Here is a 23,303-nt window from a genome sequence, read left to right on the forward strand (position 1 = left end):
TGCTGATACTAAGTTATACATAATATATAATTTCCTGCAAATCAGATTAATGATTAATCTGATTTATAAGTTTTTAAACGAGATTTCTACCAGCGCCTTAGAGATTTGATCCGTAGGGATATCCCGTTTTAGCAAAGCTTCATCCAAAGGTATTTTTGATTTTTTCTTGGGCTCAGGCAATTGAAGTTTTATTTCGTCTTCTTTCGCTTCTATTAACTGACCCGAAATTATCTCTCCTGTTTTTAAAGTCACCTTTAAATTTCTACCCAGGTTTTTCAAATATTGGCGAAGCAGAACCAGAGGCTGGTCCAGGCCGGGAGAAGAAACTTCAAGGGTATATGCCTCAGCGAAAACTTCCAGTTCTTCAAGTTGTTTTGCGAGCCTGCGGCTAATGGATGTACATTCCTGAATAGTAATGCCTTCGTCTTTATCGACGAGTATGATTACTTTCTGACTTGTTTTAGAAGCCTTAACCTGAATATCCACCAGAAAATAATTGCCTTCCTCCATAAACGGAGCCAGCAAAACTTCCAAATGTTCTTTTATTGTCATGTAAGATGTACTACAAATAAAAAAGGGGATTAAATACCCCCTCAATCAACCGATCAAACTCGAATTATAATGCAAATGTAAAACTTTTTTATGATTTGTACAAACTCTGAGTGAAGTGTTCTTTATTCGAAGTGTTCCTCTATTTTTGTAAAAGCATTGAAATCATATTGTATTGTGAAAGCATTGAAGGGTTTTTTTTGGTTTTTGTTTAAGTGTTTCGCTGTTTATAGTGTACTGGTATATGCGTTAACATTCTGGGTACCTACGTCCCACTGGTTGCCGGGATTTTTAATGATGTCTTTTCCCGTTACCGTACTGGTTGACATTGGCTTTTTATTTTTCTGGTTGCTTGTCGATTCAAAAAAAGCATTGGCCCCTTTATTTTTAATTTTTCTGTCCGGTATTTTTCTTGATAGAACTTACCAGTTCAAAAAAGAGCCGGTTGATCTGAGTACCAGTAAAAAGAAAGTTTTTAAAGTGCTTAACTACAACGTTTTTGGATTTTGGATCAAGCCGGATCATTCCAGGGAGGATGACAAGGAAACCAATAAAATGAAAAAGTGGATCATTGATCAGGATGCAGATGTGCTTTGTATGCCGGAATTTAATAATGAGGATTACATATCGGATTTCAGGACTGTTGAATTTCTGAATAAATCGGGATACAAATATTCTAACATGTTGGATAACAAGCGTATGAAAGATGGAACAACCTTTAAAACCTTGGCCATGTTTTCGAAATATCCCATTATAAACCATAAGGAAAATCCTACCGAGCAGCAAAACGGACTAATGTACATTGACATTGCTGTTGGAAAAGACACGCTCAGGGTAATGGGCGTGCATTTGTATTCCATGTCGCTGAGACTTTCAAAACTGGTTAGCCAGAAGGAAATGTCCGGGATTAAGAAAGAAACAAGGGGGACATTATCCCAAATGAAAAAGGGATTTATTGCCAGGGTTTCCGAGACGAAAATAGTGGAGAAATGGATAAAGGAATCCCCCTACGCAGTGATTGTCTGTGGGGATTTTAATGAAACGCCATACAGTTATGTGTACGGAAAATGTAGAAAACTGTTGAATAATGCTTTTGAAACCAGGGGAGAAGGTTTTGGTTTCAGCTTCAATCACCTTCCTTATTTTATCCGGATCGACAATCAGTTTTACAATGATAAAAAGCTTGAAGCGCTTGATTTTAAAACATTCAATAAAATAAAATACTCCGATCACTATCCTTGCCTGGGAACTTACAGGTTTAAAATGTAGTGAGATAAGCGGAAACTTTTGCAACGTATAAAGAAAGGGGTTGGAAGCACTAGTAGCTTCCAACCCCTTTTATATTCAATCTTTTCGGACTCAGTGTTGGAAAGTAATCCCTAAGCTATCCAGTTCCTGTTCTGAAACCGATGGAGGCCATATGCCTTTTTCCAACTTACTTATCACTAATCCGCCTGTTTTAATCGCTTCCTGTTCTGTTTTAAACCCTGCATTGCCTGGCACGCCGGGAATAAATTTTTGCTCGATTACAGGAATTGTATCCTGGTAGATGCGGTAACCCCAGCCTGCTGAATCCAGCGGCATAGCTGTTACCTTAAAATTGCGAAGACCTTCGCTGTTGGAGCTTTTATCCTTATTCCCGTTACAGGAATAAAGTCCGGCTGAACCAGCGAAGGTCAAAATGCAAATCAGAGCAATTTTTATGATTGACTGTTGTTTCGTCACGTCTTAGTTAACGTCGTCGTCTTCGTCATTCGTAGCAGTTGGGTCAAAGCCCCAGAAGTCGTCATAACGAGCCGAAGTTGTACCGCCTGTTCCAAAATAAATAATATTGTTCACTACGAAACCAGCTGCAAATCCACGTACGCCTGGGAAGGGTGTTTTTTCAAGCCATATATCTGCTGTCGCATCGTATTCCCAAACATCTGAATTACCTGCACCACCGATGATATATCCAAGACCATTGGCTACAAGTCCCAAAGCATTTGCACGAGGTGTTGGGAATGTACCATCATCGTCATTGAATACTGTTTTCTGAGTCCACAATCCTTTTCCACTATTTCCTGCCGGTTCAAACTGGTACAAATCTCTTACGTTAGTTCCTGAGTTGTTTGTTCCAAAACCTACGTAAGCGATGTTTCCAATGGTAAAGGTTGATGCACCTCTTCTTTTTCCACCAAGGAAAGTAGCCATCTCTGTCCACTTATCAGCAGCAGCATCATATTTGTATACATCCTGATAATAACCAAGATTAAGATTATAACCTAGTCCTACATATCCAACGTCACCAACAGTGAATGCAGAAGCATATTGACGTGGAAGACCAGGAAAGTCAGCCACTGCTTTCCAGCTATTGCTTAATGGTGTATATTGATAAAAATCTTTTTTGTATCCGTTGTCAGTTGCTATAACACCGTCATAACCTGTTCCAACGTAAGCTTTTCCGCCTGAAACAAATGCAACAGCATCAGTTCTTGCACTACCGCTATAAGGCGCAACCTGAGACCAGATTTTTGTTGCTGCATCGTAAGACCAGAAATCTTTTGCTCTTGGAACACTTTCACTTGTATAACCACCGCCAATGTATCCGATGTTGTTAATCAGGAAGCTCACTGCTCCTGTACGTGGTGTACCACCGAAAGAAGGAACACCTTTTTTGTACCAATTTCCTACTTTATCAGGATCGCTGCTGTTGTCACATCCGAACTGAAATAATGCGGTTGAAGCGATTAGAAGGGTTAACGATGACTTTTTTAAGGTATTAAACATGGAAAAAATTCTGGTTTGACTAATTAATACAAATGAATACAAAAATCGAAGTAGACTAACGATAAAAAAAATAATTGCGATGAATTGACCGATTGTGTAGATGAAGACACGTTTCGACCAAATTTACTGCAAACATAACATCTTGTTATTGCTTAGAGAAATTATATATTTACTTTTTGACGAAAAGTTTCATAATAACCATCACTGATCGGTACGGTATTCGCTCCGATTTTGATGCGCTGGCTCCTGATAATATCTATTTTGTCAATGGAAACGATATACGATTTGTGGACCCGAAAGAACTGATTTCCAGGTAATTTCTCTTCCAAAGCTTTCATTGTCATCCTTGTAATCACGGGGTTAAGTTGATTTACAAGATAGATTTTCAGGTAGTCTTTGAGCCCCTCAATGTAGGTTACATCAGAAAGTTTTATTTTTACCAAAGAATAATCCGAGGTTACAAATAAATATTCCTGACTTGCCATAGGCTCTTCTCCGGGGTACCTCCTGTCGCGCAGACTTAAAAGACTGAAAAGCTCGTAAGCCTTGTCAGCTGCTTTCCTGAAACGCTCCCTATTTAAGGGTTTCAACAAATAGTCAAGCACACTAAGGTTAAAAGCTTCTAACGCGAAATGTCCTTCTTTTGTTGTGATAACAACCCGGGTACTGTAAGAAATACTTTCTAAAAATTTGAGTCCCGAAATACCGGAATTTTCAATATCTAAAAATAGAAGGTCTACTTTTTGCGTTCTAAGAATATCAACGGCAGCTTCTGAGCTTTTAAACACACCCAATAGTTCAAAAAATGGAATGCTGTTTATATGTTGACTTAAAATTTCTAAATCATGCGCATTACTATCTATTACAATACAATTAATCTTCCTCATATGTACTTTAAAACGCAATTTCGGATGTAATATATAGCTATACGAGCGAACTGGCAATTTTGTTGCATTTATTTTTGGTCTACACATTTTGCCTGTTTGTCTAATTCCTTTTGTTATTCAGGTTTATATCTGATATTTTTGCATTTTTACTGTTCTTGCGCTAAATGAAATTGATTCGTTATTTTTCTAAAAGGTTTTTGAGGCCGGTCTCCACCGTTATTGCCGGCTTATATTTTTGCATATCGTTGTCAGGCTGTCAATGGGGCGATGAAATCGTTGCTATCAAACAGCAAAATCCTGATGATTTCATGGTTTTATTTTCGGATACCAGTCTTGTAAAGCTGACAACTGTTGCGTTTGACTCTGTGCAGACGGGTGGTGCGAGCAGACTTCTGGTGGGGCGTTTTACGGATCCATATCTGGGTAAAATGCATGCAACCACGTTTTTTCAACCACAATTTGAGAGTAACCTGGGTATTCCTGAGCTTGCTATTTATGATTCGCTAGTCTTTAAGGCACCATATGATAAGTATTATTATGGTGATACAACCAAAGTAATGAATCTGTCGGTACACGCCGTGAAGACAGACATTATGCTTAAAAGTTCCTATTTCAATTTTTATACATTGGACTTTGATGCGGCGGCATTAGGGAAAAAGAGTTTTGCTCCTACTCCTCAAAGTATCACGCAGGCCGTCAGATTTAAATTGTCGGATGTTTTGGGTAAGAAAATTTTTGACCAGAGTATGGCCAATCTTATTACATCCAATGAGCAGTGGCTGGAAATTCTGAAAGGTCTGACTATCGTTTCGGATGATAAGGATAATGGTTCAGTTATCGGTTTCAAATATGGAAGCGACAGTACAGTATTGGAAGTACATTACCATACTGCTGAAAAAGACGGAATCACCAGGGGGGTTGGGTCCTTTAAAGTACCCGCAGGATTTAACCAGATATTAGGTGACAGGACCGGAACAAATCTTGCCAAACTGCCGGTCTTCAATAGCAGATTGTCGTTACCTTCTGAACAATCCGGAAATGAGTCATATATTCAAGAAGGCACAGGAATAATGACGCGTGTTGACCTTCCTACGGTCAGAAATCTTAAATATGTACAATATTCCGTACCAAACAGGGCGTTTTTAAAGGTTACACCGGCAAGAAGTACTTTGGATTACCCATTCACGCCGCCTCTAACTTTACACATGTATCTGGTTGATAAATATAATCAGTTTTATAGATCAGGCGTGACTCCAATTCCGTTATCGGATTTGGCGGGAAAAGCTGTTACTGCCACTCTCATTAATGATATGATCAACAACGAGCAATATTATTCCTTTGATGTGAGTGGGCAGTTTACTACTATTCTTGCCAGTGCTTCTGAAGAAACAAATGGATTGATGATTGTAACTTCTGCTCTGTCAAGTAGTAGTTTTCCAGAAGCCCGTACAGAATTTGCAGATGGCTTGAAGCGCCTTGTAATAGGAAACCAGCTTCATCCAAGTCAGCCGGGAGTTAAGCTTCAATTATATTATACAACGTACAAAGCACCGTAAAATTAATTTCGGCTAGAATTCCATAAAAAAAATCCAGGGCAAAGATATCAGTCAACTGATTCTTTATTCTGGATTTTTTCTTTATGCCTGACTTGGAATCCGGTTAGTAGTTAGCAGATTCTATTCTTTCATCACTTTTCTAGTCGTTATTGCACCGTTTTCTGCTGTCATTTTGATCAGATACATACCTTTCAAATACGTATTAAAGTTTATTTGATTAACAAGTCCCAGTGATAAACCTATTTTACCTGTATCAAAAACTTTCTGGCCAGTTGTATTGAAAATTTCCATTTTATTTATTTCAGACACATTGGTCCGGATAAATAATTGGTCTATCACAGGATTTGGATAAATGGTCAATGAGTTTTGCAGATCTTCAAAGTCTATGCCCACAATCCGACTGTATGCGTACGAGCCGTCTTTATCAATCATTTTTAACCTGTAAAGATTTTCTCCGTCAACAGGATTTAAATGTAGATAAGCATAATTTACAACCGAGGTGCTTTCTCCTTTGGCGGAAACGACGCCTAGCGATTTCCAGGTCTTTGAAGCATTGCTGCTGTATTGAATTTCAAAATGATCACTTTTGGACTCAGAGGCCGTGCTCCATAAAAGATGTGAGACGGCTACATTTTCTGCAATTTTCTTCTTCACTTCAAAACTTATCAGCGTTACAGGGAGTGTAGAGCAGGCTGAAACAACTTCTGATATTGTGGCGCAGCCGGTGGCATTATTTTCAATGGTTGCATTTTCCGGTGTAGTATTTAAAAAGGTACAAACTGGTTGCATCGCACACATTTGCAGAAGGGTGTTATCTGTGATCAGGAGCGTTCCGGGTATACCGGAAAGTTTTGAAAGCGCAGTGATACTGGTAAGCACTTCATTGCCCGAAATAGTTAAGTCTTCTGAAATTGTCGTCAGATTTTCAAGGCCTGCCAGGTTAGTTAGTGCAGGATTGCCTATGATGCTAAGATTTGTAATTCCGGTAGTCAGTTTTTCAAGTCCTGCCAGATTGGCCAAAGATGCGTTTTGCTGGAATAGCAGAAACCCATTTATGGCAGTCAGATTGTTAAGGCCGCTGACATTTACCAAAGCGTCATTGCTGACAACAATGATATCCTGAGCAACAGAAACCAAACTCTGAAAACCATTTAAGGAAGTCATGGCGGGGTTAAGTAAAATATAGAGCGATCCTCCAACAGACGCTAAATTTGTAAAACCGCTAACATCCGTAAGTACGTCATTTGATAAAAATGTAACAGTTCCACCAGTAGAAGTAATGCCGCTTAAACCAGAAAGTGATGCAAGGGAGCTATTTAAGACTATTGAGATATCCGTTCCAATATCAGTAAGTTTTTCAAGACCATTTAAATCGGCTAATCCGTCATTTGATTCAATAACCAGACCATTCCCTATTGATTCGAGATTGTCAAGACCGGTAAGGTGTAACAAGTTTGGGTTTGCAGAAATATAAACGTCTAAACCAACTGATTTTAAAGCCTGCAAGCCGCTCAAACTCACTAAGGAGGCATTGTCGATGATGTTCAGCATTCCACCGGTGTCTGTGATTTTTTCCAGCCCGGACAGATTTGTTAACAGGGGATTTGATATTATATTCACATCCATCCCGATCGTTACAATTTCATTCAGTCCTTCCAGATTATTAAGTACAGGATTATTGATTACCGACAGACTGTCCGAAATTGCCGTGACAAAATTCAGTAGTGAAAGGTCAGTGATATCAGCGCCCTGAATTGATAGTTTTCCGGTAATCGACGCTGTAACACAGGTGCAGTTTGCCTCTCTGAAATTGATGATATCCTGCTGTGAAGATAATGTTACATCGCCTGTCAGGACACATTGACCAACAGCGGAAAGAGAGAAAAAAAGTAAGGCAAGGAGGGTATAATGTTTTATCATTTGTTGAGTTTAAATTATGATTTATTAAAGGTATAACTATTTATGGCTCTCCCGGAAATTCCCCTTCCAAATAATACCATACCGCATTGTCATACACAAACATAGATTGCTCATGATGCACCTGGTTTTTCCCTTTTCTGTCCTTAAAATACGCCTTGAATTCAACTCTAAATTCGCTGGCACTGACAATTTCGAGCTGCTGCCAGACATTGGTTTTGGCCCATTCCTCGATTTCTTTCCTGACCAGCCCGGCTCTTTTAGATGCATGTGTTGTTTCAATGAGATAATCGATGGCATGAGTAACATAAGCCGAATAACGAGAACGCATGAGCTTTTCAGCAGAATCCGCTGTGAGACCTTTGATTATAGGGCCACAGCAACCAGAAAATGGTTTGTTGGCTCCGCAAAAACATTTTTTCATCAGTTAATGTAAATTTTGATTTTACTTTTGTGCAAAAACGAAAATGAGCTGTGTTGACCGTTTTAATCCGGTTAAGCACAGCTCATCATTTATAATCTGAACCTTTTACAATACAATTATTTGTTTGGAAACGTTGACGCCATTCGCTTTTATACGCAGGATGTACTTGCCTGATGTAAGGTTTTTTACCTGTATCTTAACGCGGCTTTTCATGTCCTGTGTTTGGGTAATCATGATTCTTCCGTAAAGGTCGTAGACTGTTATTTCTGCATTTTCAACGTCATCACGTGATTCTACATAAATATCATCACGAGCACCCGGATTTGGATAAACAACAAAGTCTGCATTTCCGTCCGTAACAACTTCCAGGTCATTAGAATAGGCGGAGTAGCAGGTTAGTTGGTTATTGTCCAAAGTAAATGTTTGGAATGCTCTTGCAGCGTAGGTACCTTTTACATTTGTTTTAATCGTATTGCCTGAAGAAGTTTCCAGTATCTGCTCATCACGCTTCCAGTTGTACGATTCATTCAGGCCAGTTTCGGTAATCGTTGCCATAGCTGAAAAAGGCCCGGATTTAGCTATAACCGGTGTAGGAACCTCCGGACGGATCAGCAAAGAAGAAGCACTTGAATTATCTGATGTGCAACCAAGTACATTTTGTCCATTGACAAAGTAATTACCACCTTCGGTTACATTAATGGCCGATCCTGTGGAAATGGAAGTATTGTTACCTTGTTTGTACCAGCTATATTGGTCATTTCCTGGATTAATAGAAAATGTAAAGGCTGAATCTGCGCATTCCTGCTGCGAGCCAGATTGCAGAATTGTTGGTGTGGCAGGTTTTACAGTACCTGAAATTGTAATTTTTTGAGAGCGCAGCGTGTTTCCGTTGGCGTCCCGTAGTTTGGCATAATATACACCGGGGTTGGAAACGCTAATGGATCTGCCGCCTTCTGTACTTGTATTTCCGTTTACTTCCTTGGTCCAGGTATAGTTGAGATAGCCATCCGGTAAAGTCAGATTCACAGAAGCATTATTAGGAGCACAAACGCTGGTAATCTTTGGTTCATCCGTAACTGAAACAGGAGCAACAGTTGAAAAAAAGTTAACAGTCAAAGCGTCATTCCATGCATTTGCAAGTACCGTCAAGGCGTTACCTCCGTAAAAATGGGTACCGTCAGCACGCTCGGCCTGCAAATTGTCAGTTGAAGGACCGGGATAAGCAATTCCTGGCAAATCATTAATTACTGCATTTTGGGCATCTATAATAGGTTGGTAAACACTGTTGCTCGCATAAGAGGTACGTGCAATAACCCATGGAATTTTTTTGTTTACATCTGATGAGAGTTTGGAGATCACAAATTTTAATTTAGATCTATACTCTTCTGAACTCATTTTCACTGGCACATTATCTGATTCTCCCTGCATCCAAAGGATCGTACGGGCACCATATTGCTTGACATAATACTGTAAAGCAAGTCGAAGATTTCCATAGGGCATCTGAGAAGGCAGAATGAATGTATGGTCTGTATAAACTGAATATGTTGGGATATTCTGGCTGCTTTCCACCCAATTAATTATTGAAGTACCACTCCAGGCCGTATTGACAAACATGATCGGAACATTTAGTTTCTTAACCAGTAAGTCGCCTAAAAGTCCCCAGCACCAACTTCCGTGCCCACGTGGCCCCATCACTTCTTCTGTGCTGTTTAGCTGTTTAAATGTCGGATAAGCCAGATCCTGCGTGTTATTATTGTCTTCATTGTTATCGGCAACATAATTAATCCTGTCATCGGATGCTCCGGGAGGCAGCGCGTTAGAATAGTTATGGTCGACCATGCCCTGCGCGTTGGATTGTCCGGCTATAATGAAAACCTCACCAACACCGGTCTTGGAAATTGTGGAAGGGTTTCCTACCAAAACTCCGTTTTTAGAGCCTCTTACTTCCAGTTTGTACCATCCACCATTTAGACGGAGCGTACCGCTAAATACTCCTCCGGTAGGTTTATCCTGTAAAGTAGTCCAGTTTATCTCAGTTCCCTGATTGGCAGATACCGGGGTGGCATGCACTTCAATTTTATCCATCGCTAATGCATAACTTCCGCTGATGGTAACGGTCGCAGAACCATTAAGTTCTCTTTGATAAACAGAGCGTTCAAGGGGTGCAGTTAAACTAATCTGAGCATTTGCGTATGCAGGTGTTAACAAAAAAAACATCCATTTCAATGAGATGCTAAGGGAATTAAAACTTTTACTCACTTTTTCTTGATTTATTGATGTTTACCTTAGTAAAAGGTAAATGATTGTTGACAAAAATATCACGGGTAAAATGTATCCTTATATTTAAATTTTTACTTTTACCGTGAACCCGAATTGAACTGAAAATTACTTTGATAGACCAGCTTCGATCTGAAAGCTACTTTCTTAAAGATGACAAAGATATAAATTGTAACTGATGCTTACATAAATATCTTTTGGTCATAAACTTTTACAAATATCTGTTAATTTTCTTAAGACTGATGCACCGTTTAATTGAACATTTTTGGTTCATGGAATATTTATGTTTTAAGTTGAAAATTAATATTGATTGGTTTAATGATAATTAATTGATAAAGAGTTAATTGTGATTTTGTAGCAATAGTTATTTTTAACAGATAGAAGTAGTGTTATTTTCTGGCCAGTCTGGTCCCTTCGTGATATTGATAGCTTTCATCTTCCGAATCTGCATCACCCATATCATGCGGGTAAATTTTATAAGTTGAAGGATCGGCATTTTTTACTAAAAATGTTTTATAAAAAACATGTTGATTGTCGCTGGAGTAATTTTCACCCAACACCCGGAAAGAAGATGTATCAGCATCCGTCATTTTTTTATCATCCATGAATACAGAATGCTTATCTCGGGCATAATTTACGTCATGACCGTACATTTCATTTTCTTTGAAAACTTCAAAGGTTTCAATGTCAGCACCGGTGATTTTTCTCTCCCGGAAATACACATTATTTTTGTCTTTTGAATAATCATCATCCAGTATCTGAAAAGTTTCAGGATGAGCATCTTTTAGTCTAAATCCGAGGAAAAATACATTGATATTATCCCGTGAATACCGGTAGTCAAGAATTTGGAAGGATTGCCTGTCGCAGGGCAAAATGCAGATATTATGCTGCCCCTCGCCGGTATATCCATAGTAGTAAATATTCGAACGGTCTTTCGCGAAATTGTCATTGATGATCTCAAAGGTTTTTCCATCACTCCGGCTGACGGGTTGAAGATTCAAATAGGCAAACACGTTGTCTTTTACAAAATGATAATTGATACTGACCAGTGAAGAAACGTCTTTCACAGCAAATGGCCTGCCTTCAAACCAGGCATTATTATTATCTTTTGCATATCCGTTTGTCAGGCTGAGAAATGAAGACGAATCTGCATTTTTAACTTCCAGAATTCTTTGGTGTTTTGTGAGATAATAGTTCTTGCCGTCGCGGTATTCATCGCAGTAATATGCTTTATTTTCATCTTTTGCATAATGATCATCCAATGCTTCAAATGTCGGGACATCAGCATAACTGAAAGACCGGCTTTTGTAATAGGCCGTAGTTAAGTCCTTTGCAAATGAATTGTTAAGCACAATAAAGTTTTCGTCGGTAACGACCTTTCCGTTAAACCTTATTTTTTCTTTTTCATCCGGATTGGATTTAGAGAAAATGGAGCCAATAATGAGGAAAATCGTTTTGAACAACGTTTTGAAAATCCATCTTGCAAATTTGTACAGGTCAACAGCAGTTTTCCAGTATAAAGATATTCGTGTTTTCATTAATTTTAAAAGTCTGATAGATAGATTGTAGAAGAAAGGATTCAGAACTGAATGATGCAAAAGTAGGCGGTGGTTTTCATAGCTTTTATTTTAGGAGGTATACAAGACGTACACACGTGAAGAAAGTACGTATACAAAAGGTGAACAATGCTGTAAATATAAGTAGGGCCTATTTTTTTGATAAATTAATTCGGATAGTATAACAATTTTTTGGATCATAAATCCGGACAGAATAATGTTCAGATTCGGACATGTTGAAATACAAAAAGTGCCATTGTAGCTTCTAAATGAGCATTGGATACCTTGGCATAAATTTGTTGAAAATCATGAAATCCGGTCTGTTTAAATCATTTGGTAATGAGTTGAAAACATATCACAATTGTATTACGAAAAGTGCCTGGTAATCACTGGAAATAATTTTTATATTGATAATATATAAGAAAGTTGCATTTCGATTCTTCGTGTTAAAAGCCCTTTGCAAACAGCTAACCGTCCAAAACTATTTCAAAATTGCCAGACGAAATCTTTGGAGAAGCAAAGGCTTTTCTGCCATCAATATTTTTGGACTGGCCATCGGGATATCGGCCTGTTTTTTTATTTTTCAATATGTCAATTTTGAGTCGGATTACGACAAGTTTAATACCAATGCCGAAAATCTGTACCGCGTCCCGATATCCTATTCGGGCAGTATGGCTAATGTGCCGACAACGGCTGCCAACCATCCGGCAGTGGGGCCGGCAATGAAGGCTGACTTTCCGGAAGTTGTTGATTTTGTTCGTGTTGTACATGCGTCACTTTTCATGAATGCTTTTACTATGTCATACACTCCGCCAGTGGGTGAACCAAAAAGTTTCAACGAAAGCAATATTTATATCACAGACGCATCTTTTTTTAACGTCTTCTCCTATCCGTTAATCTCAGGTGACAAGAAAACATGTCTTTCAAATGAAAGCTCAATAGCGATTTCGGAATCAGAAGCGAAAAAATATTTTGGTCAGCAAAACCCGATCGGGCAAACATTGAAACTTAATGGGCGAGTACCCATGAAAGTGACCGCTGTTTTCGCCGATGTTCCGGAAAACTCACATTTGAAATTTGATATGCTGGTTCCAATCGCTGTTTTTGGGCCAAAATTTGGAGAAGACAACTGGGCCTGGCCGGAATTTTACAATTATGTAGTGCTGGCTCCTGGAACCGATATAAAAAAGCTGGAAGCCAAATTTCCTGCATTTATCGAACGTTATCTGGGGCCAAAAATGAAAGAGCTGAATTTCAAATGTGCTTTTCAATTACAGAAAGTCACTGATATTCATCTTACGTCAAACTATTTGAAAGAAGCCGAAGCGAATGGAAGTGAAAAGGAAATTTATTTTCTGGCCGTTATTGGTGTTTTTATTCTCTTCATCGCCTGGATCAATTACATCAATTTGTCCACTGCAAAATCCATGGAGCGGGCAAAAGAAGTGGGTTTGCGAAAAGTTGTTGGCGCAGAAAAACAACAATTGGTCATCCAGTTTTTGCTTGAATCTTTCATCGTCAATTTTCTTGCGCTGATTGTCGCGGCTATAATTATTTTTTCACTGACTTCATCCTTCAATCATTTCATTGGAAGAGATATCAGTACCAATTTCTTTTCAACGGGTCTTGGTGGGAAGCCTTTTTTCTGGGTAAGTGTGGTAGCTGTTTTTGTATCCGGAGCTTTGTTGGTCGGGGCTTATCCTGCTTTTGTTTTGTCATCGTTTTTGCCGGTAAGAGTATTGAAAGGTGCGCCGGTGCAAACGGGAAAAGGGATTTCCCTGAGAAAGGTTTTGGTATCTTTTCAATTTGTGCTTTCTATCATTCTTATCGCCTCTACTTTTGTAGTTTTCAAGCAATTTAATTTTATGCGAAATGGGAATCTGGGCTATGAAAAAGATCAGATTTTAATTGTTAAAGCACCGGCTATCCGGGATTCTACGATAGGAAACCAATTCGGCTATTTCAAGGCTGAAATACAAAATACGAGTTCAGTTATTGATGCTTCGGCCACATCGGATATTCCTGGTAATATGATTCGTTACCGTAATAGTGTCAGAAAAGCAAGTCAGGATAAGCAGCATAATTTCACTACGTATCTGATGGAAATTGACGAAAAGTTTGTGCCGACTTATAACATCCAACTGGTTGCCGGAAAAAATCTGGAAGCAACAGACAGCTCTTCTCTGGCAACGAATGTATACACAAAAGTGCTGATCAATGAAGAAATCGTGAAGGCGCTGGGTTTCAAATCTGCCGAGGAGGCGATAAACCAGGATATCAAGTTCGTGCTTGGGGAGGATGACGTACTATGTAAAATTTCCGGTGTTGTCAAAAATTTCCATCAGCGTTCATTGAAAGAGAAATTCGATCCGATTTTGTTTTATTACCCGAACTATCAGGGTGGGAAATATATTTCTGTAAAGCTTAAAGCTGCTGACGCAAGTCGCGGTATTTCCGATCTGGAATCGCTTTACAAAAAAGCATTTCCGGGAAATGTCTTTGAATACTTTTTCCTTGATGAATATTTTAACCGTCAATACGAGGCAGATGCTCGTCTGGGAAATGTATTTGGCTTATTTGCAATACTTGCTATTATGGTCGCCTGCATGGGACTATTAGGACTTTCCAGTTTTGTTATCAAATTAAGAACAAAAGAAATCGGTATCCGGAAAGTTTTGGGTGCTTCGGTAAGCGGATTGCTGGTTTTAATTTCAAAGGATTTTGTGAAGCTGGTTTGCATCGCATCAGTGATCGCGATTCCCGTCATTTATCTGGCTGCAAGTACCTGGCTGGATAATTATGCATTTCATATCGCACTGGGAATTTCAATATTTATAGTTCCGCCTTTGTTATTATTGATTGTTACCTTGATAACAATATGTTTACAAAGTTTGAAAGCTGCACTTACAAATCCGGTGAAGAGTTTGCGGAATGAGTAAAAGGGTATATGTTTTTTAGTTTTGAGGATATTTTTTCAAAATATCCTCAATTCTTTCATCGGGAACTAAGTGTGTCACCCCAACCAGCCTAATTTTCTGGTAATCTTTATGCCTGGTATTGATTACAAAATTAAATGCTTCTGGCATAACAGCAGATGGTACTTTTAGTACGGGCGATTTTCCATGATTGTACCAATCGTCAGCAATTTGTTGGCAGGAGGAATAATCGTTTGGATCTCTCCATGACTTACCTAAACTATTTGCAGATACGATTTCAATTTTCAGGTTATTCGGGATTTCAATAAACATGATATTAAAATCATCATTAAAACCAATACCCTGACGGCGAACCATGTTTTCTAAAAAAGCCAGTGGTATAGATTCCGCTGCATATAAAACTTTGTTTCCCTGACTATTCCATCGTCCTTTCATACCCGATGCAAAAAGGCTGTTACTATATAATTGGTGAACGATTCTATAAACAAGCATATTGACTTTTTAGACAGGATAACCTTGTGCAAGTTTTTCAATTTCTTCACTAAGGAAATCCACGCCACCACTTGTATTGAGCCAATCCATTGGTTTTTCTTCTGAATTCCAGAATGGTTTTTTTAACCAGTAATTGAATTCATCAATACTGCCAAATATCTGTTCTCCCTTTTCAAATAAAGTAATCAATTTAAGAAGGTGTTCCCCCTGAACAGGTTCCAGCATTCTTTCAGATTCTTTATAATTGCTGATTGTTCTCGACGATAGGTTCATAATAGAAGCCAGACTTTTCTCCGGCATTTTTATAGCTTCCGCAAAATCATAAAACACTTTTGTTTGTAAACCTTTTCGGGCAGAAACAACAATCGCAAAATTAGTTGCCATATTAATATTACTGAATCTGCTTTGCAGGCTGTTTTTCTTATTGTTTGAAGCGACTTTCATAATACGTTTATTTTAACACTCAAATATAGTTGAAAATTTTCAGTTATAAAAGAGAAAAATTTCGCTAATATTTTCACATCACATACCCATCCTTCGGCAAAATCTTATCAGGAATCAAATCAGCCTCAATGGTTTGCAGAAGATTTATTTCAATAGTCCTGGAAAGTGAGCGCATAGGAATATCATTATGGTTTCCTTCAAACGGGCTTTGCATAATGTAGGAAATTCCTTCAACATAAAAGAAAAGGAAGGAAATGACAAAGGTGATCGGAATGGCAATTCTACCGATGCTATCAATAAGTCCCATGGGCAAAATCAATGTAAAAATGAAAATGGTTAAATGGACGTAAAAGCTGTATTGGGTAGGGAAAATGGTGTTTTTTATCCGTTCGCATCCGCCCATAGAATCGGTCAGGCGCGCCAGGGTTGTATCAAGACTTTGGAATAAAATTGGCGTAATGTAGCCCTTGTCATATGCTGAGGTTATCCTTCTTTCCAGCAGCAGAATAATAGCGTTCGGAATGTTTTGGTGTTTGGAAACAAATTCAAGTTCTTCCGGCTCTAAATGTAAATTGGCATCAATCAGAACAGTTTCCTGGCGCAAAGTGTTGCATAAGGCGTAACACCAGGCAATCTGTAAATGTGCGATGTTATCAATGATTTTCTTTTTCTCGACCGGATCTGTTTTGATAAAAGCGATGGATTGTCTGACGAGCGACCGGCTGTCATTCACGATCGCACCCCATAATCTTCTTGCTTCCCACCAACGGTCATACGCGGAATTGGTACGAAAACCGAGTAATAAAGAAAGCGCGGTACCAACGATAGAAATAATTGAAATAGGGAAAACCAGAAAATGCCAGTTTTCATACTGATAAAGGTAAAAGACAAAAGCTGCGTAGCTGGTCACTGCAAGTACGCCAACCCATATTCCTTTCAGAAGGCGCCAGATTGAGAAAACTTCCTTAACGTACATTATACGAAATTTGATTGATCCTGTGTAAATTCAATGTCAATATTTCACTAATATAGATAAATCCAATTGGAAAAGGCTTGAAGTTCCGTCTTTATAATGTTCAGGAAGGCCTTTTGTTTGACCTAACGTTGTTGTCCCCAAAAAGTCAAATCCATTGCGGATATAATAATTGTTCAATTTGTCGTTACCGCTGCCGGTATCCATGCGAATGAATTTTTTGTTGTTTTGAAAAGCAAAATCCGTTGTCCAGTTCACGATTTGTTTCATAAAACCTTTTCCTCTGAAATCCGGTCTGGTCGCAATTCTGTGCAGGTACACAGCCGGATCACCATTTTTTTCTGCCCAGATAAGCGGATCGGAGAAGGTGGTGCAGAAAATACAGGCGATAACGTCGTCAACCATAATTTTCCACTGGTTTTTTTCTTCAATGTCATTAATGATCATTTCTCTGTCAAAGCCTTTCCAGTACTTTTTGGCGACACTTTTCTGGTATTCCGTTGCCAAGTGATATAAAGAAATAATTTCTTCGAGATCTGCCTGGTCTGCATTCTGTATCATGGTCATAATTATTGTTTTGTTACAAAATTATGACGGATCCATGTTTTAAAACAGATGCAAATTTGTAAAAATTAAGCATAACAGAAATATTTAATGAAGGATATTTTTACTTTTTTATATCAAAAAAGTATTTGGATAATAAAGCATTTGTTAAGGTAATATTTTGTCAGGTAGTAAATCTGACAAATAATGTTAAGAATAGAGGCTAATATACAGAATATCAAAAACTTAAACATGCGTTTTAAAAGGCTGGGAGGCGTATTCTTAATAATTATTTAACGTTTAATTTGAAATGTTTTTAGAAGTGTAAGCGTTTTGAGTATATAATAATTTAAATATTTTTTTTAACATAACATTTATTAGAGAGCTTAGGCGCTTACATCCAATCCAAAAAATATAATGAGAAAGTCAATCAAAAATATATTAGTCGCTTTCGTAGCAGTTACTTCATTAGCTTTTACAGCCAATGCAGAAGGAAGAGATAACACAAAAACTTCTGATTTGAATACGGGTGTATTCGTTAATAAAGAAGGAAAGATCAACGTTACTGTCGATCAGGCAAATGTAGATGCGGCTACTACAATTTCGATTATAAATGAAATCGGTGAAGTTGTTTACAGCGAAGTTGTTGAAAGAGGAAATCAAAAATTCGGACGTGTTTTGAATGTTGATAAACTTGAAGACGGCCAGTACGAAATCGAAGTAAAAAGCAAAAACGAAAGCCAAACCAAAACCTTTCAGGTATCCGAACCTAAAACGGAACGCGTTATCGAGATTCAATAATTAGAAATATAAGACAGAAAGTGGCTTACGGATTACCGTAAGCCACTTTCTTATTTTTCCATCAAAGCCTCTACACTTTTTAAAATCTCAGGCATTTTTTCGTGGGCATTATTACAGAGTAAAATGATCGTTTTATCGGCATCAATATACCTGATAAATTCCGTTGCATAACCCGGATTGTCGCCATCGTGCCATACCACTTTTCCCTTCTTTGTTTCCTTGATTTTCCATCCAAAACCATAATTTGACAATTTGCCATTGGCCAGGCGAGCGGGCGTAAATGCTTCTTGTAAAGTTTCGGCTTTTACCAAAGTATTGGCGTATAAAAGCCTGTCCCATTTCAAAAGGTCAGCCGAAGTAGAACTGACCCGCCCTGGACCTTTGCGATTACCAAGCCAGATAGCATAATTAAATTGCGGAAATGAATCAGCCGGAACGTAACGCTGCTTTTCTTTTACATAAATATGGCCAATTGCCAGGTTTTTCAATTGCTTTTTCTGATCAATAGTACGGATATCAGTACTTGTCATTTTTGAAGGAATGAAAAACCTTTTCTCACAAAATTCGATAAAATCATCGCCCGAAACTTTCTCGGTAATACTGGCCAGAAGCATAAATCCGGTGTTGCTATATTCATATTTTGTTCCCGGTTCAAAATGTTTTTCGGGATGATACTGAATGAGATAAGCGATGTTATCTGCGTTGCCGGCAACTTTATTTTTATCCCAATGTTTGTCCATTACTTCCTGGTAATCAGGTAATCCTGAGGTGTGGGTCAGTAAATGTCTGATCGTAATGCCTGTGTAAGGAAGGCCGGGAATATAACGATCGATGGGATCATCAAAAGATAATTTTCCAGCCTCCTTCATTTGCATGATAGTCATCGCCGTAAATTGTTTGGAAACCGACGCCAATTCAAAAATGGCTGAAGTTTCCATCGGCTCTTTGGTTAAAAAACTTTTATAACCGAATGCTTTGTGATATACTGGTTTGCCTTTTTCTGCAACCAATAAAACGCCGCTAAAATCCGGGACAGATGCAAAGATCTTATCGAGTTTTACCTCCATATCCGGTGACACAGGATGTTTGCTATTTCTGCAAGAACTGAAAATGAAAGTCGCCAAAAAGATAATCAGGACTGGTTTTATCAACACATTTGCCGGAGATATTTTCATTATTATAAAGGTATAGCGGTTTGCTGTTTTACATCATGCAGTACAATCACGCTGCTTTCGACATTAACATTTTTAATTTTCGAGATTTCCAGTAGTAGCCGATCGTATTCTTTTATATTTTCAACCACAACTTTCATCTGGTAATCAATCGTGCCTGCAAGGTGGTAACATTCCAGAACCTGCGGCATTTCACGGATTGTTTCTTCAAATTCTGCAACATTTTCAGCGGTGTAAACCGGCATTCTTATGTTGATAAAAACGGTTTGTCCGCGACCAACTTTTTCCTGATCAACCAGCGCGACATACCCTTTGATCACACCGTCTCTTTCCATTCGTTTGATTCGTTCGAAAATTGGAGTTGTACTCATTTCCAAAGATTCTGCGAGTTCTTTGATGGTGAGTTTGGCATTCTTTTGCAAGTAATTCAGGATTTTTTTATCGAGTTCGTCTGTCATGCAATGAAAAAAATAATTTGGAGCTATATTCTTTTATTAAATACAATTTAGGAATATTATTACAAATTGGTGCCATTTTATAGAATTTTAATCTATTTTTACTTGATTCATTTTAAAATTCGAATGGAAAAAGCGATAGTATTAACGGCCGGTCTTTTGGATACGGTGGATGCCAAAACTGCCCACGGATTGATCCGTGAGAGCCAACGATTTCAAATTGTGGGTATTGTTGACAGCAAACATGCCGGTAAAGATGCGGGAGAAGTGCTCGATGGAAAATTCCGGAATATTCCTGTTTTTGAAAGTATTGAAAAAGCGAAGGAAGCTGGCCCGAATTACTGCATTATCGGCGTAGCGACAACCGGCGGTCGGTTTCCTGATTTTATGCTGAAAATCGTCGAAACGGCTATTGAAAATAAACTTTCTATTGTCAACGGACTGCATGATTATTTGTCGGCACGGGAGGATATGATTGCTCTCGCGGAAGCCAATGGTGTAAAATTACTTGATATCCGCAAACCGAAAGCGTTCAAAGATCTGCATTTTTGGACAGGCGAGATATTGAATTTTAAAACACCGGTGATTGCGGTCATGGGGACCGATTGTGCACTTGGAAAAAGAACGACAACCCGGTTGCTGATCAAATCCTGTGAAAAGGCGGGCCTTAAAGCCCAAATGATCTACACCGGACAAACGGGGTGGCTGCAAGGCGGAAAATATGGATTTATCTTTGATTCCACATTGAACGATTTCGTTTCTGGTGAGCTTGAAAATGCGATTTTAAGTTGTGATAAAGAAACAAATCCGGACCTTATTTTTATTGAAGGACAATCTGCGCTGCGAAATCCGAGTGGGCCATGCGGAGCGGAATTTCTGCTTTCGGGTGGTGCTAAAAGTGTAATTCTGGTGCATTCTCCAAAACGGGAATTCTTTGATATGGAAGAACATTTTGGCAAAATTCCTACGCTGGAATCCGAAATTGAGTTGATCCGGTTATACGGGTCCGATGTGATTGCTTTGGCGCTTAATACTGAAAATTGCACGGAAGAGGAATATTTGTCTTTTCAGGAATCTTATCAAAAAAAGTTGGGAATTCCCGTACTTCTGCCCATCCAGCAAGGTTGCGATCCTGTTATTAATGTCCTTAAATCGCTGGTGAAATGAACATAAAATCCGTCAAAGCCTACGCTGAATTAATTCCGCTGAAAAAGCCATATACCATAGCACGTGAAACCATCAGCGATGCTGAAATTATCTTTTTTGAGATCACACTTTCCAATGGAATCTGTGGCAGAGGAGCCGCAAATCCGGATCCTGAGGTAATAGGGGAGACTGCTTCCCAAACGTTGGAAAACCTGGGTTCAGGTGAAGTTTCAGATTATTTAAAAGGAAAACATATCCGTGAATTTTTAGCGCATATCGCTCATTTTAGAAAAATTTACGTACGATTTCCGGCAACATTGGCAGCCCTAGATATAGCACTTCATGATGCTTTTGGAAAATGGATTGAACTGCCAATTGTTGATTTTTACGGTCGGCATCATTCCAAAATGCTAACTTCGGTGACGATTGGAATTAAAGATGTTGCCGAAACAATTCAGGAAGCAAAAGAATATAATGAACAGGGATTTAAGGTTTTAAAAGTAAAAACCGGTTTGAATCCGCAATTGGATGCTGAACGTGTAATCCGGCTTAATGAAACTTTTGGAGATCATTTCACAATCCGTGTGGATGCGAATGAAGGTTATTCAACGGATGATCTTCGCGTATTTTTGAAACAAACATCATCCACAAATCTTGAATTAACCGAGCAGCCTTTTCATCCGAAATTCAATACCGAACTTTTGAAATTTCCCGCGGATGTGCGAAGAAAATTGGCAGCCGATGAATCGCTTACCGATGCGAGGGCAGCATTCGAGATTGCGCGTGACGGATTATTTGGCATTTTTAATATAAAACTGATGAAATGCGGTGGTTTGGTTTCTGCTTTTGAAATTGCCAATATTGCCAAACAGGCAGAAATTGATCTTTTTTGGGGCTGTAATGACGAAAGTGATCTTAGCATATCAGCTGCATTACACGCCGCATTCGCATGCCCGAATACAAAATATCTGGATTTGGACGGCAGTTTTGATCTTTTGGAAGATTATAAGGAAAGTGGTTTTATATTACAGGACGGATATCTTTCAATACGATCAAAACCAGGCTTCTGATGAATGAAAATACTTTAAAGCGATCGATCAAACCACTTTCCGCCGTTTTTCTTGTAGTCAGCGCCATTGTCGGCTCGGGAATTTACAAAAAAGTGGCACCCATGATGGACCAGCTGCATTCACCAACGCTGGTACTTTTGTGTTGGACGCTGGCCGGTGTGTTAAGTTTGATGGGCGCTTTAAGTAGTGCGGAACTGGCTTCGATGATGCCTGGTTCGGGCGGAGAATACATTTATTTCAATAAAATCTACGGCAGATTTTTCTCTTTTATTTACGGCTGGGCGAGTTTGGCTGTAATGAAAACGGCCACGATAGCGGCATTAGCCTATGTTTTTTCTGAATCGCTTCACGAAATTATTCCTCAGATTCATAGCCTTGGAGGAGCCAGTATCAAAATTATTGCTTCTTTGTTGATTGTCGTTTTAAGTTATGTGAACTTTCGCGGCGTTTCTTTTGGCGAAAAACTCAGCAGATATTTCATTGCCGGAATTGTACTCTCTATACTGGTCTTTGTGATTTTAGCCGTTTTTTCGGGAAAAGGAAATACGGAACATTTTACCCAAACTGCCGCAAGTGCTCCGACCGGCTGGCCGCTTTTTGCCGCCATGTTTGCCGCCTCTTTAAGTGCTTTCTGGGGATATGAAGGCTGGAATAATATTGGATTTATCGGAGAAGAAGTCAACAACCCACAGAAAAATCTGCCGCTGGCGCTTGGTATTGGTACGCTGATCGTGATCGTACTTTATCTTTTAATCAACACGGTTTATCTTTTTATTCTGGCTCCGGCCCAAATAGAATCGCTTGGAATTAATCAGATAGCGGCCGTTGAAACATCCAGAGTTTTAGGCGGAAACATTGGAGCCTTATTATTATCCGTTCTTATCGTTCTGACAACTTTTAACTGTACAAACGGAACAATTTTGATGTCGGCCAGGATTTTCTTTGCCATGGGTCGTGATGGATTATTTCTCAAAAAAACGGCCATCATTCATCCGGTTTATAATACACCATCATTTTCAATTTTAATCCAGGCCATCTGGTCCATTGTTTTAGTATGGTCGGGCAGTTTTGATGCGCTTACCGATCTTCTGGTTTTTGCTTCTTTTTTCTTTTACGGAGCCGCAGCTTTCGGTGTGATTTTATTCAGAAAAAATAAAATGCCGAGACCATACAAAGTACCTTTGTGGATCCCCGCGATATTTTCGGCCTTCTGCTTTTTGTTGGTTGTCGTTAGCGCGTTTAATCAGCCTGTTCAGGCATTAACGGGTTTGTTGCTAATTTTATCCGGAGTTCCCGTTTACTGGTATTATACGAAAGTGGTAAAACCTGATTAATA

At 38.9% G+C, this 23,303-nt stretch carries 21 protein-coding genes; 7 read left to right on the forward strand and 14 right to left on the reverse strand.

Annotated features, from left to right (window positions below; all coding sequences use genetic code 11):
* Positions 1 to 63: 63 nt before the first annotated feature.
* A complete protein-coding gene (gene rimP / locus FZF08_RS14310; RefSeq protein WP_159469868.1) occupies positions 64 to 552 on the reverse strand; it encodes a ribosome maturation factor RimP in 489 nt (162 codons plus the stop codon).
* Between the two features lie 291 nt (positions 553 to 843).
* Here rimP and FZF08_RS14315 point away from each other — a divergent pair, with 291 nt between their 5' ends.
* The gene (locus FZF08_RS14315; RefSeq protein WP_229216532.1) at positions 844 to 1,818 is read left to right on the forward strand and encodes an endonuclease/exonuclease/phosphatase family protein; all 975 of its coding nucleotides are present in this window, start codon (positions 844 to 846) and stop codon (positions 1,816 to 1,818) included.
* Between the two features lie 90 nt (positions 1,819 to 1,908).
* Here FZF08_RS14315 and FZF08_RS14320 read toward each other — a convergent pair whose 3' ends face one another.
* The 3 genes from FZF08_RS14320 to FZF08_RS14330 all read right to left on the reverse strand — a co-directional run bounded on the left by FZF08_RS14320 (position 1,909) and on the right by FZF08_RS14330 (position 4,205).
* Positions 1,909 to 2,274, reverse strand: coding sequence for a DUF4907 domain-containing protein (locus tag FZF08_RS14320; protein ID WP_159469871.1), 366 nt, complete (start codon positions 2,272 to 2,274; stop codon positions 1,909 to 1,911).
* A gap of 3 nt (positions 2,275 to 2,277) precedes the next feature.
* Positions 2,278 to 3,318 carry a kelch repeat-containing protein gene (locus FZF08_RS14325; protein ID WP_159469873.1) on the reverse strand — a complete coding sequence of 347 codons (1,041 nt, stop codon included), beginning with the start codon at positions 3,316 to 3,318 and terminating at the stop codon, positions 2,278 to 2,280.
* 161 nt (positions 3,319 to 3,479) lie between these two features.
* Entirely contained in the window at positions 3,480 to 4,205 is a 726-nt protein-coding gene (locus FZF08_RS14330) for a LytTR family DNA-binding domain-containing protein (RefSeq protein ID WP_159469875.1), read from the reverse strand.
* Positions 4,206 to 4,369: 164 nt separating this feature from the next.
* Here FZF08_RS14330 and FZF08_RS14335 point away from each other — a divergent pair, with 164 nt between their 5' ends.
* On the forward strand, positions 4,370 to 5,761 hold the full coding sequence (locus FZF08_RS14335) for a DUF4270 family protein (RefSeq protein ID WP_159469877.1): 1,392 nt from the start codon (positions 4,370 to 4,372) through the stop codon (positions 5,759 to 5,761).
* 120 nt (positions 5,762 to 5,881) lie between these two features.
* On the opposite strand, the gene FZF08_RS14340 is transcribed toward FZF08_RS14335, so the two are convergent.
* The 4 genes from FZF08_RS14340 to FZF08_RS14355 all read right to left on the reverse strand — a co-directional run bounded on the left by FZF08_RS14340 (position 5,882) and on the right by FZF08_RS14355 (position 11,917).
* The gene (locus FZF08_RS14340) at positions 5,882 to 7,681 is read right to left on the reverse strand and encodes a T9SS type A sorting domain-containing protein (RefSeq protein ID WP_159469879.1); all 1,800 of its coding nucleotides are present in this window, start codon (positions 7,679 to 7,681) and stop codon (positions 5,882 to 5,884) included.
* 40 nt (positions 7,682 to 7,721) lie between these two features.
* Positions 7,722 to 8,102, reverse strand: a complete 381-nt coding sequence (locus FZF08_RS14345) for a YchJ family protein (protein ID WP_159469881.1) — start codon at positions 8,100 to 8,102, stop codon at positions 7,722 to 7,724.
* Between the two features lie 105 nt (positions 8,103 to 8,207).
* Positions 8,208 to 10,361: a sialate O-acetylesterase gene (locus FZF08_RS14350; protein ID WP_159469883.1), complete on the reverse strand. Its 2,154-nt coding sequence runs from the start codon at positions 10,359 to 10,361 to the stop codon at positions 8,208 to 8,210.
* A gap of 407 nt (positions 10,362 to 10,768) precedes the next feature.
* A complete protein-coding gene (locus FZF08_RS14355) occupies positions 10,769 to 11,917 on the reverse strand; it encodes a DKNYY domain-containing protein (RefSeq protein WP_159469885.1) in 1,149 nt (382 codons plus the stop codon).
* A 461-nt stretch (positions 11,918 to 12,378) separates the two neighbouring features.
* Between FZF08_RS14355 and FZF08_RS14360 the strand changes: the two genes are divergently transcribed.
* On the forward strand, positions 12,379 to 14,874 hold the full coding sequence (locus FZF08_RS14360) for an ABC transporter permease (RefSeq protein WP_159469887.1): 2,496 nt from the start codon (positions 12,379 to 12,381) through the stop codon (positions 14,872 to 14,874).
* Between the two features lie 15 nt (positions 14,875 to 14,889).
* On the opposite strand, the gene FZF08_RS14365 is transcribed toward FZF08_RS14360, so the two are convergent.
* From FZF08_RS14365 to FZF08_RS14380, 4 genes are all read right to left on the reverse strand, one after another.
* Complete coding sequence (locus FZF08_RS14365; RefSeq protein ID WP_159469889.1) at positions 14,890 to 15,363, reverse strand: RES family NAD+ phosphorylase; 474 nt, start codon at positions 15,361 to 15,363, stop codon at positions 14,890 to 14,892.
* Positions 15,364 to 15,372: 9 nt separating this feature from the next.
* Positions 15,373 to 15,807: an antitoxin Xre-like helix-turn-helix domain-containing protein gene (locus tag FZF08_RS14370; protein WP_159469891.1), complete on the reverse strand. Its 435-nt coding sequence runs from the start codon at positions 15,805 to 15,807 to the stop codon at positions 15,373 to 15,375.
* Positions 15,808 to 15,880: 73 nt separating this feature from the next.
* Positions 15,881 to 16,783 (reverse strand): bestrophin family protein, encoded by a 903-nt coding sequence (locus FZF08_RS14375; protein WP_159469893.1) that lies wholly within the window; start codon positions 16,781 to 16,783, stop codon positions 15,881 to 15,883.
* Positions 16,784 to 16,819: 36 nt separating this feature from the next.
* Complete coding sequence (locus FZF08_RS14380) at positions 16,820 to 17,347, reverse strand: GNAT family N-acetyltransferase (RefSeq protein WP_200837087.1); 528 nt, start codon at positions 17,345 to 17,347, stop codon at positions 16,820 to 16,822.
* 393 nt (positions 17,348 to 17,740) lie between these two features.
* On the opposite strand from FZF08_RS14380, the gene FZF08_RS14385 reads away from it, so the two are divergent.
* Positions 17,741 to 18,124 carry a DUF3244 domain-containing protein gene (locus FZF08_RS14385; protein WP_159469896.1) on the forward strand — a complete coding sequence of 128 codons (384 nt, stop codon included), beginning with the start codon at positions 17,741 to 17,743 and terminating at the stop codon, positions 18,122 to 18,124.
* 50 nt (positions 18,125 to 18,174) lie between these two features.
* Here the strand turns inward: FZF08_RS14385 and FZF08_RS14390 are convergent, their stop codons facing one another.
* Together FZF08_RS14390 and FZF08_RS14395 are read right to left on the reverse strand one after the other, a co-directional pair.
* The gene (locus tag FZF08_RS14390) at positions 18,175 to 19,299 is read right to left on the reverse strand and encodes a serine hydrolase (protein WP_229216533.1); all 1,125 of its coding nucleotides are present in this window, start codon (positions 19,297 to 19,299) and stop codon (positions 18,175 to 18,177) included.
* Positions 19,300 to 19,301: 2 nt separating this feature from the next.
* Complete coding sequence (locus tag FZF08_RS14395; protein WP_159469898.1) at positions 19,302 to 19,754, reverse strand: Lrp/AsnC family transcriptional regulator; 453 nt, start codon at positions 19,752 to 19,754, stop codon at positions 19,302 to 19,304.
* A gap of 123 nt (positions 19,755 to 19,877) precedes the next feature.
* On the opposite strand from FZF08_RS14395, the gene FZF08_RS14400 reads away from it, so the two are divergent.
* The 3 genes from FZF08_RS14400 to FZF08_RS14410 are packed head-to-tail and all read left to right on the forward strand — an operon-like array spanning position 19,878 to position 23,301.
* On the forward strand, positions 19,878 to 20,918 hold the full coding sequence (locus tag FZF08_RS14400) for a DUF1611 domain-containing protein (RefSeq protein ID WP_159469900.1): 1,041 nt from the start codon (positions 19,878 to 19,880) through the stop codon (positions 20,916 to 20,918).
* On the forward strand, positions 20,915 to 21,967 hold the full coding sequence (locus tag FZF08_RS14405; RefSeq protein WP_159469902.1) for a mandelate racemase/muconate lactonizing enzyme family protein: 1,053 nt from the start codon (positions 20,915 to 20,917) through the stop codon (positions 21,965 to 21,967). Before FZF08_RS14400 ends, FZF08_RS14405 begins: the two co-directional genes overlap by 4 nt.
* Positions 21,967 to 23,301 carry an APC family permease gene (locus FZF08_RS14410; RefSeq protein ID WP_159469904.1) on the forward strand — a complete coding sequence of 445 codons (1,335 nt, stop codon included), beginning with the start codon at positions 21,967 to 21,969 and terminating at the stop codon, positions 23,299 to 23,301. Before FZF08_RS14405 ends, FZF08_RS14410 begins: the two co-directional genes overlap by 1 nt.
* Positions 23,302 to 23,303: the final 2 nt, after the last annotated feature.

Source organism: Dyadobacter sp. 3J3 (assembly GCF_009801115.1).
Lineage (GTDB): Bacteria > Bacteroidota > Bacteroidia > Cytophagales > Spirosomataceae > Dyadobacter.

Bases quoted from the DNA above. Each gene is read 5' to 3' on its own strand.
- FZF08_RS14390 (WP_229216533.1), bottom strand. From the start codon at position 19,299: ATGAAAATATCTCCGGCAAATGTGTTGATAAAACCAGTCCTGATTATC.
- FZF08_RS14340 (WP_159469879.1), bottom strand. From the start codon at position 7,681: ATGATAAAACATTATACCCTCCTTGCCTTACTTTTTTTCTCTCTTTCC.
- FZF08_RS14335 (WP_159469877.1), top strand. From the start codon at position 4,370: ATGAAATTGATTCGTTATTTTTCTAAAAGGTTTTTGAGGCCGGTCTCC.
- FZF08_RS14325 (WP_159469873.1), bottom strand. From the start codon at position 3,318: ATGTTTAATACCTTAAAAAAGTCATCGTTAACCCTTCTAATCGCTTCA.
- FZF08_RS14395 (WP_159469898.1), bottom strand. From the start codon at position 19,754: ATGACAGACGAACTCGATAAAAAAATCCTGAATTACTTGCAAAAGAAT.
- FZF08_RS14370 (WP_159469891.1), bottom strand. From the start codon at position 15,807: ATGAAAGTCGCTTCAAACAATAAGAAAAACAGCCTGCAAAGCAGATTC.
- FZF08_RS14345 (WP_159469881.1), bottom strand. From the start codon at position 8,102: ATGAAAAAATGTTTTTGCGGAGCCAACAAACCATTTTCTGGTTGCTGT.
- FZF08_RS14385 (WP_159469896.1), top strand. From the start codon at position 17,741: ATGAGAAAGTCAATCAAAAATATATTAGTCGCTTTCGTAGCAGTTACT.
- FZF08_RS14330 (WP_159469875.1), bottom strand. From the start codon at position 4,205: ATGAGGAAGATTAATTGTATTGTAATAGATAGTAATGCGCATGATTTA.
- FZF08_RS14405 (WP_159469902.1), top strand. From the start codon at position 20,915: ATGAACATAAAATCCGTCAAAGCCTACGCTGAATTAATTCCGCTGAAA.
- FZF08_RS14315 (WP_229216532.1), top strand. From the start codon at position 844: ATGATGTCTTTTCCCGTTACCGTACTGGTTGACATTGGCTTTTTATTT.
- FZF08_RS14410 (WP_159469904.1), top strand. From the start codon at position 21,967: ATGAATGAAAATACTTTAAAGCGATCGATCAAACCACTTTCCGCCGTT.
- FZF08_RS14375 (WP_159469893.1), bottom strand. From the start codon at position 16,783: ATGTACGTTAAGGAAGTTTTCTCAATCTGGCGCCTTCTGAAAGGAATA.
- FZF08_RS14380 (WP_200837087.1), bottom strand. From the start codon at position 17,347: ATGACCATGATACAGAATGCAGACCAGGCAGATCTCGAAGAAATTATT.
- FZF08_RS14355 (WP_159469885.1), bottom strand. From the start codon at position 11,917: ATGAAAACACGAATATCTTTATACTGGAAAACTGCTGTTGACCTGTAC.
- rimP (WP_159469868.1), bottom strand. From the start codon at position 552: ATGACAATAAAAGAACATTTGGAAGTTTTGCTGGCTCCGTTTATGGAG.
- FZF08_RS14365 (WP_159469889.1), bottom strand. From the start codon at position 15,363: ATGCTTGTTTATAGAATCGTTCACCAATTATATAGTAACAGCCTTTTT.
- FZF08_RS14400 (WP_159469900.1), top strand. From the start codon at position 19,878: ATGGAAAAAGCGATAGTATTAACGGCCGGTCTTTTGGATACGGTGGAT.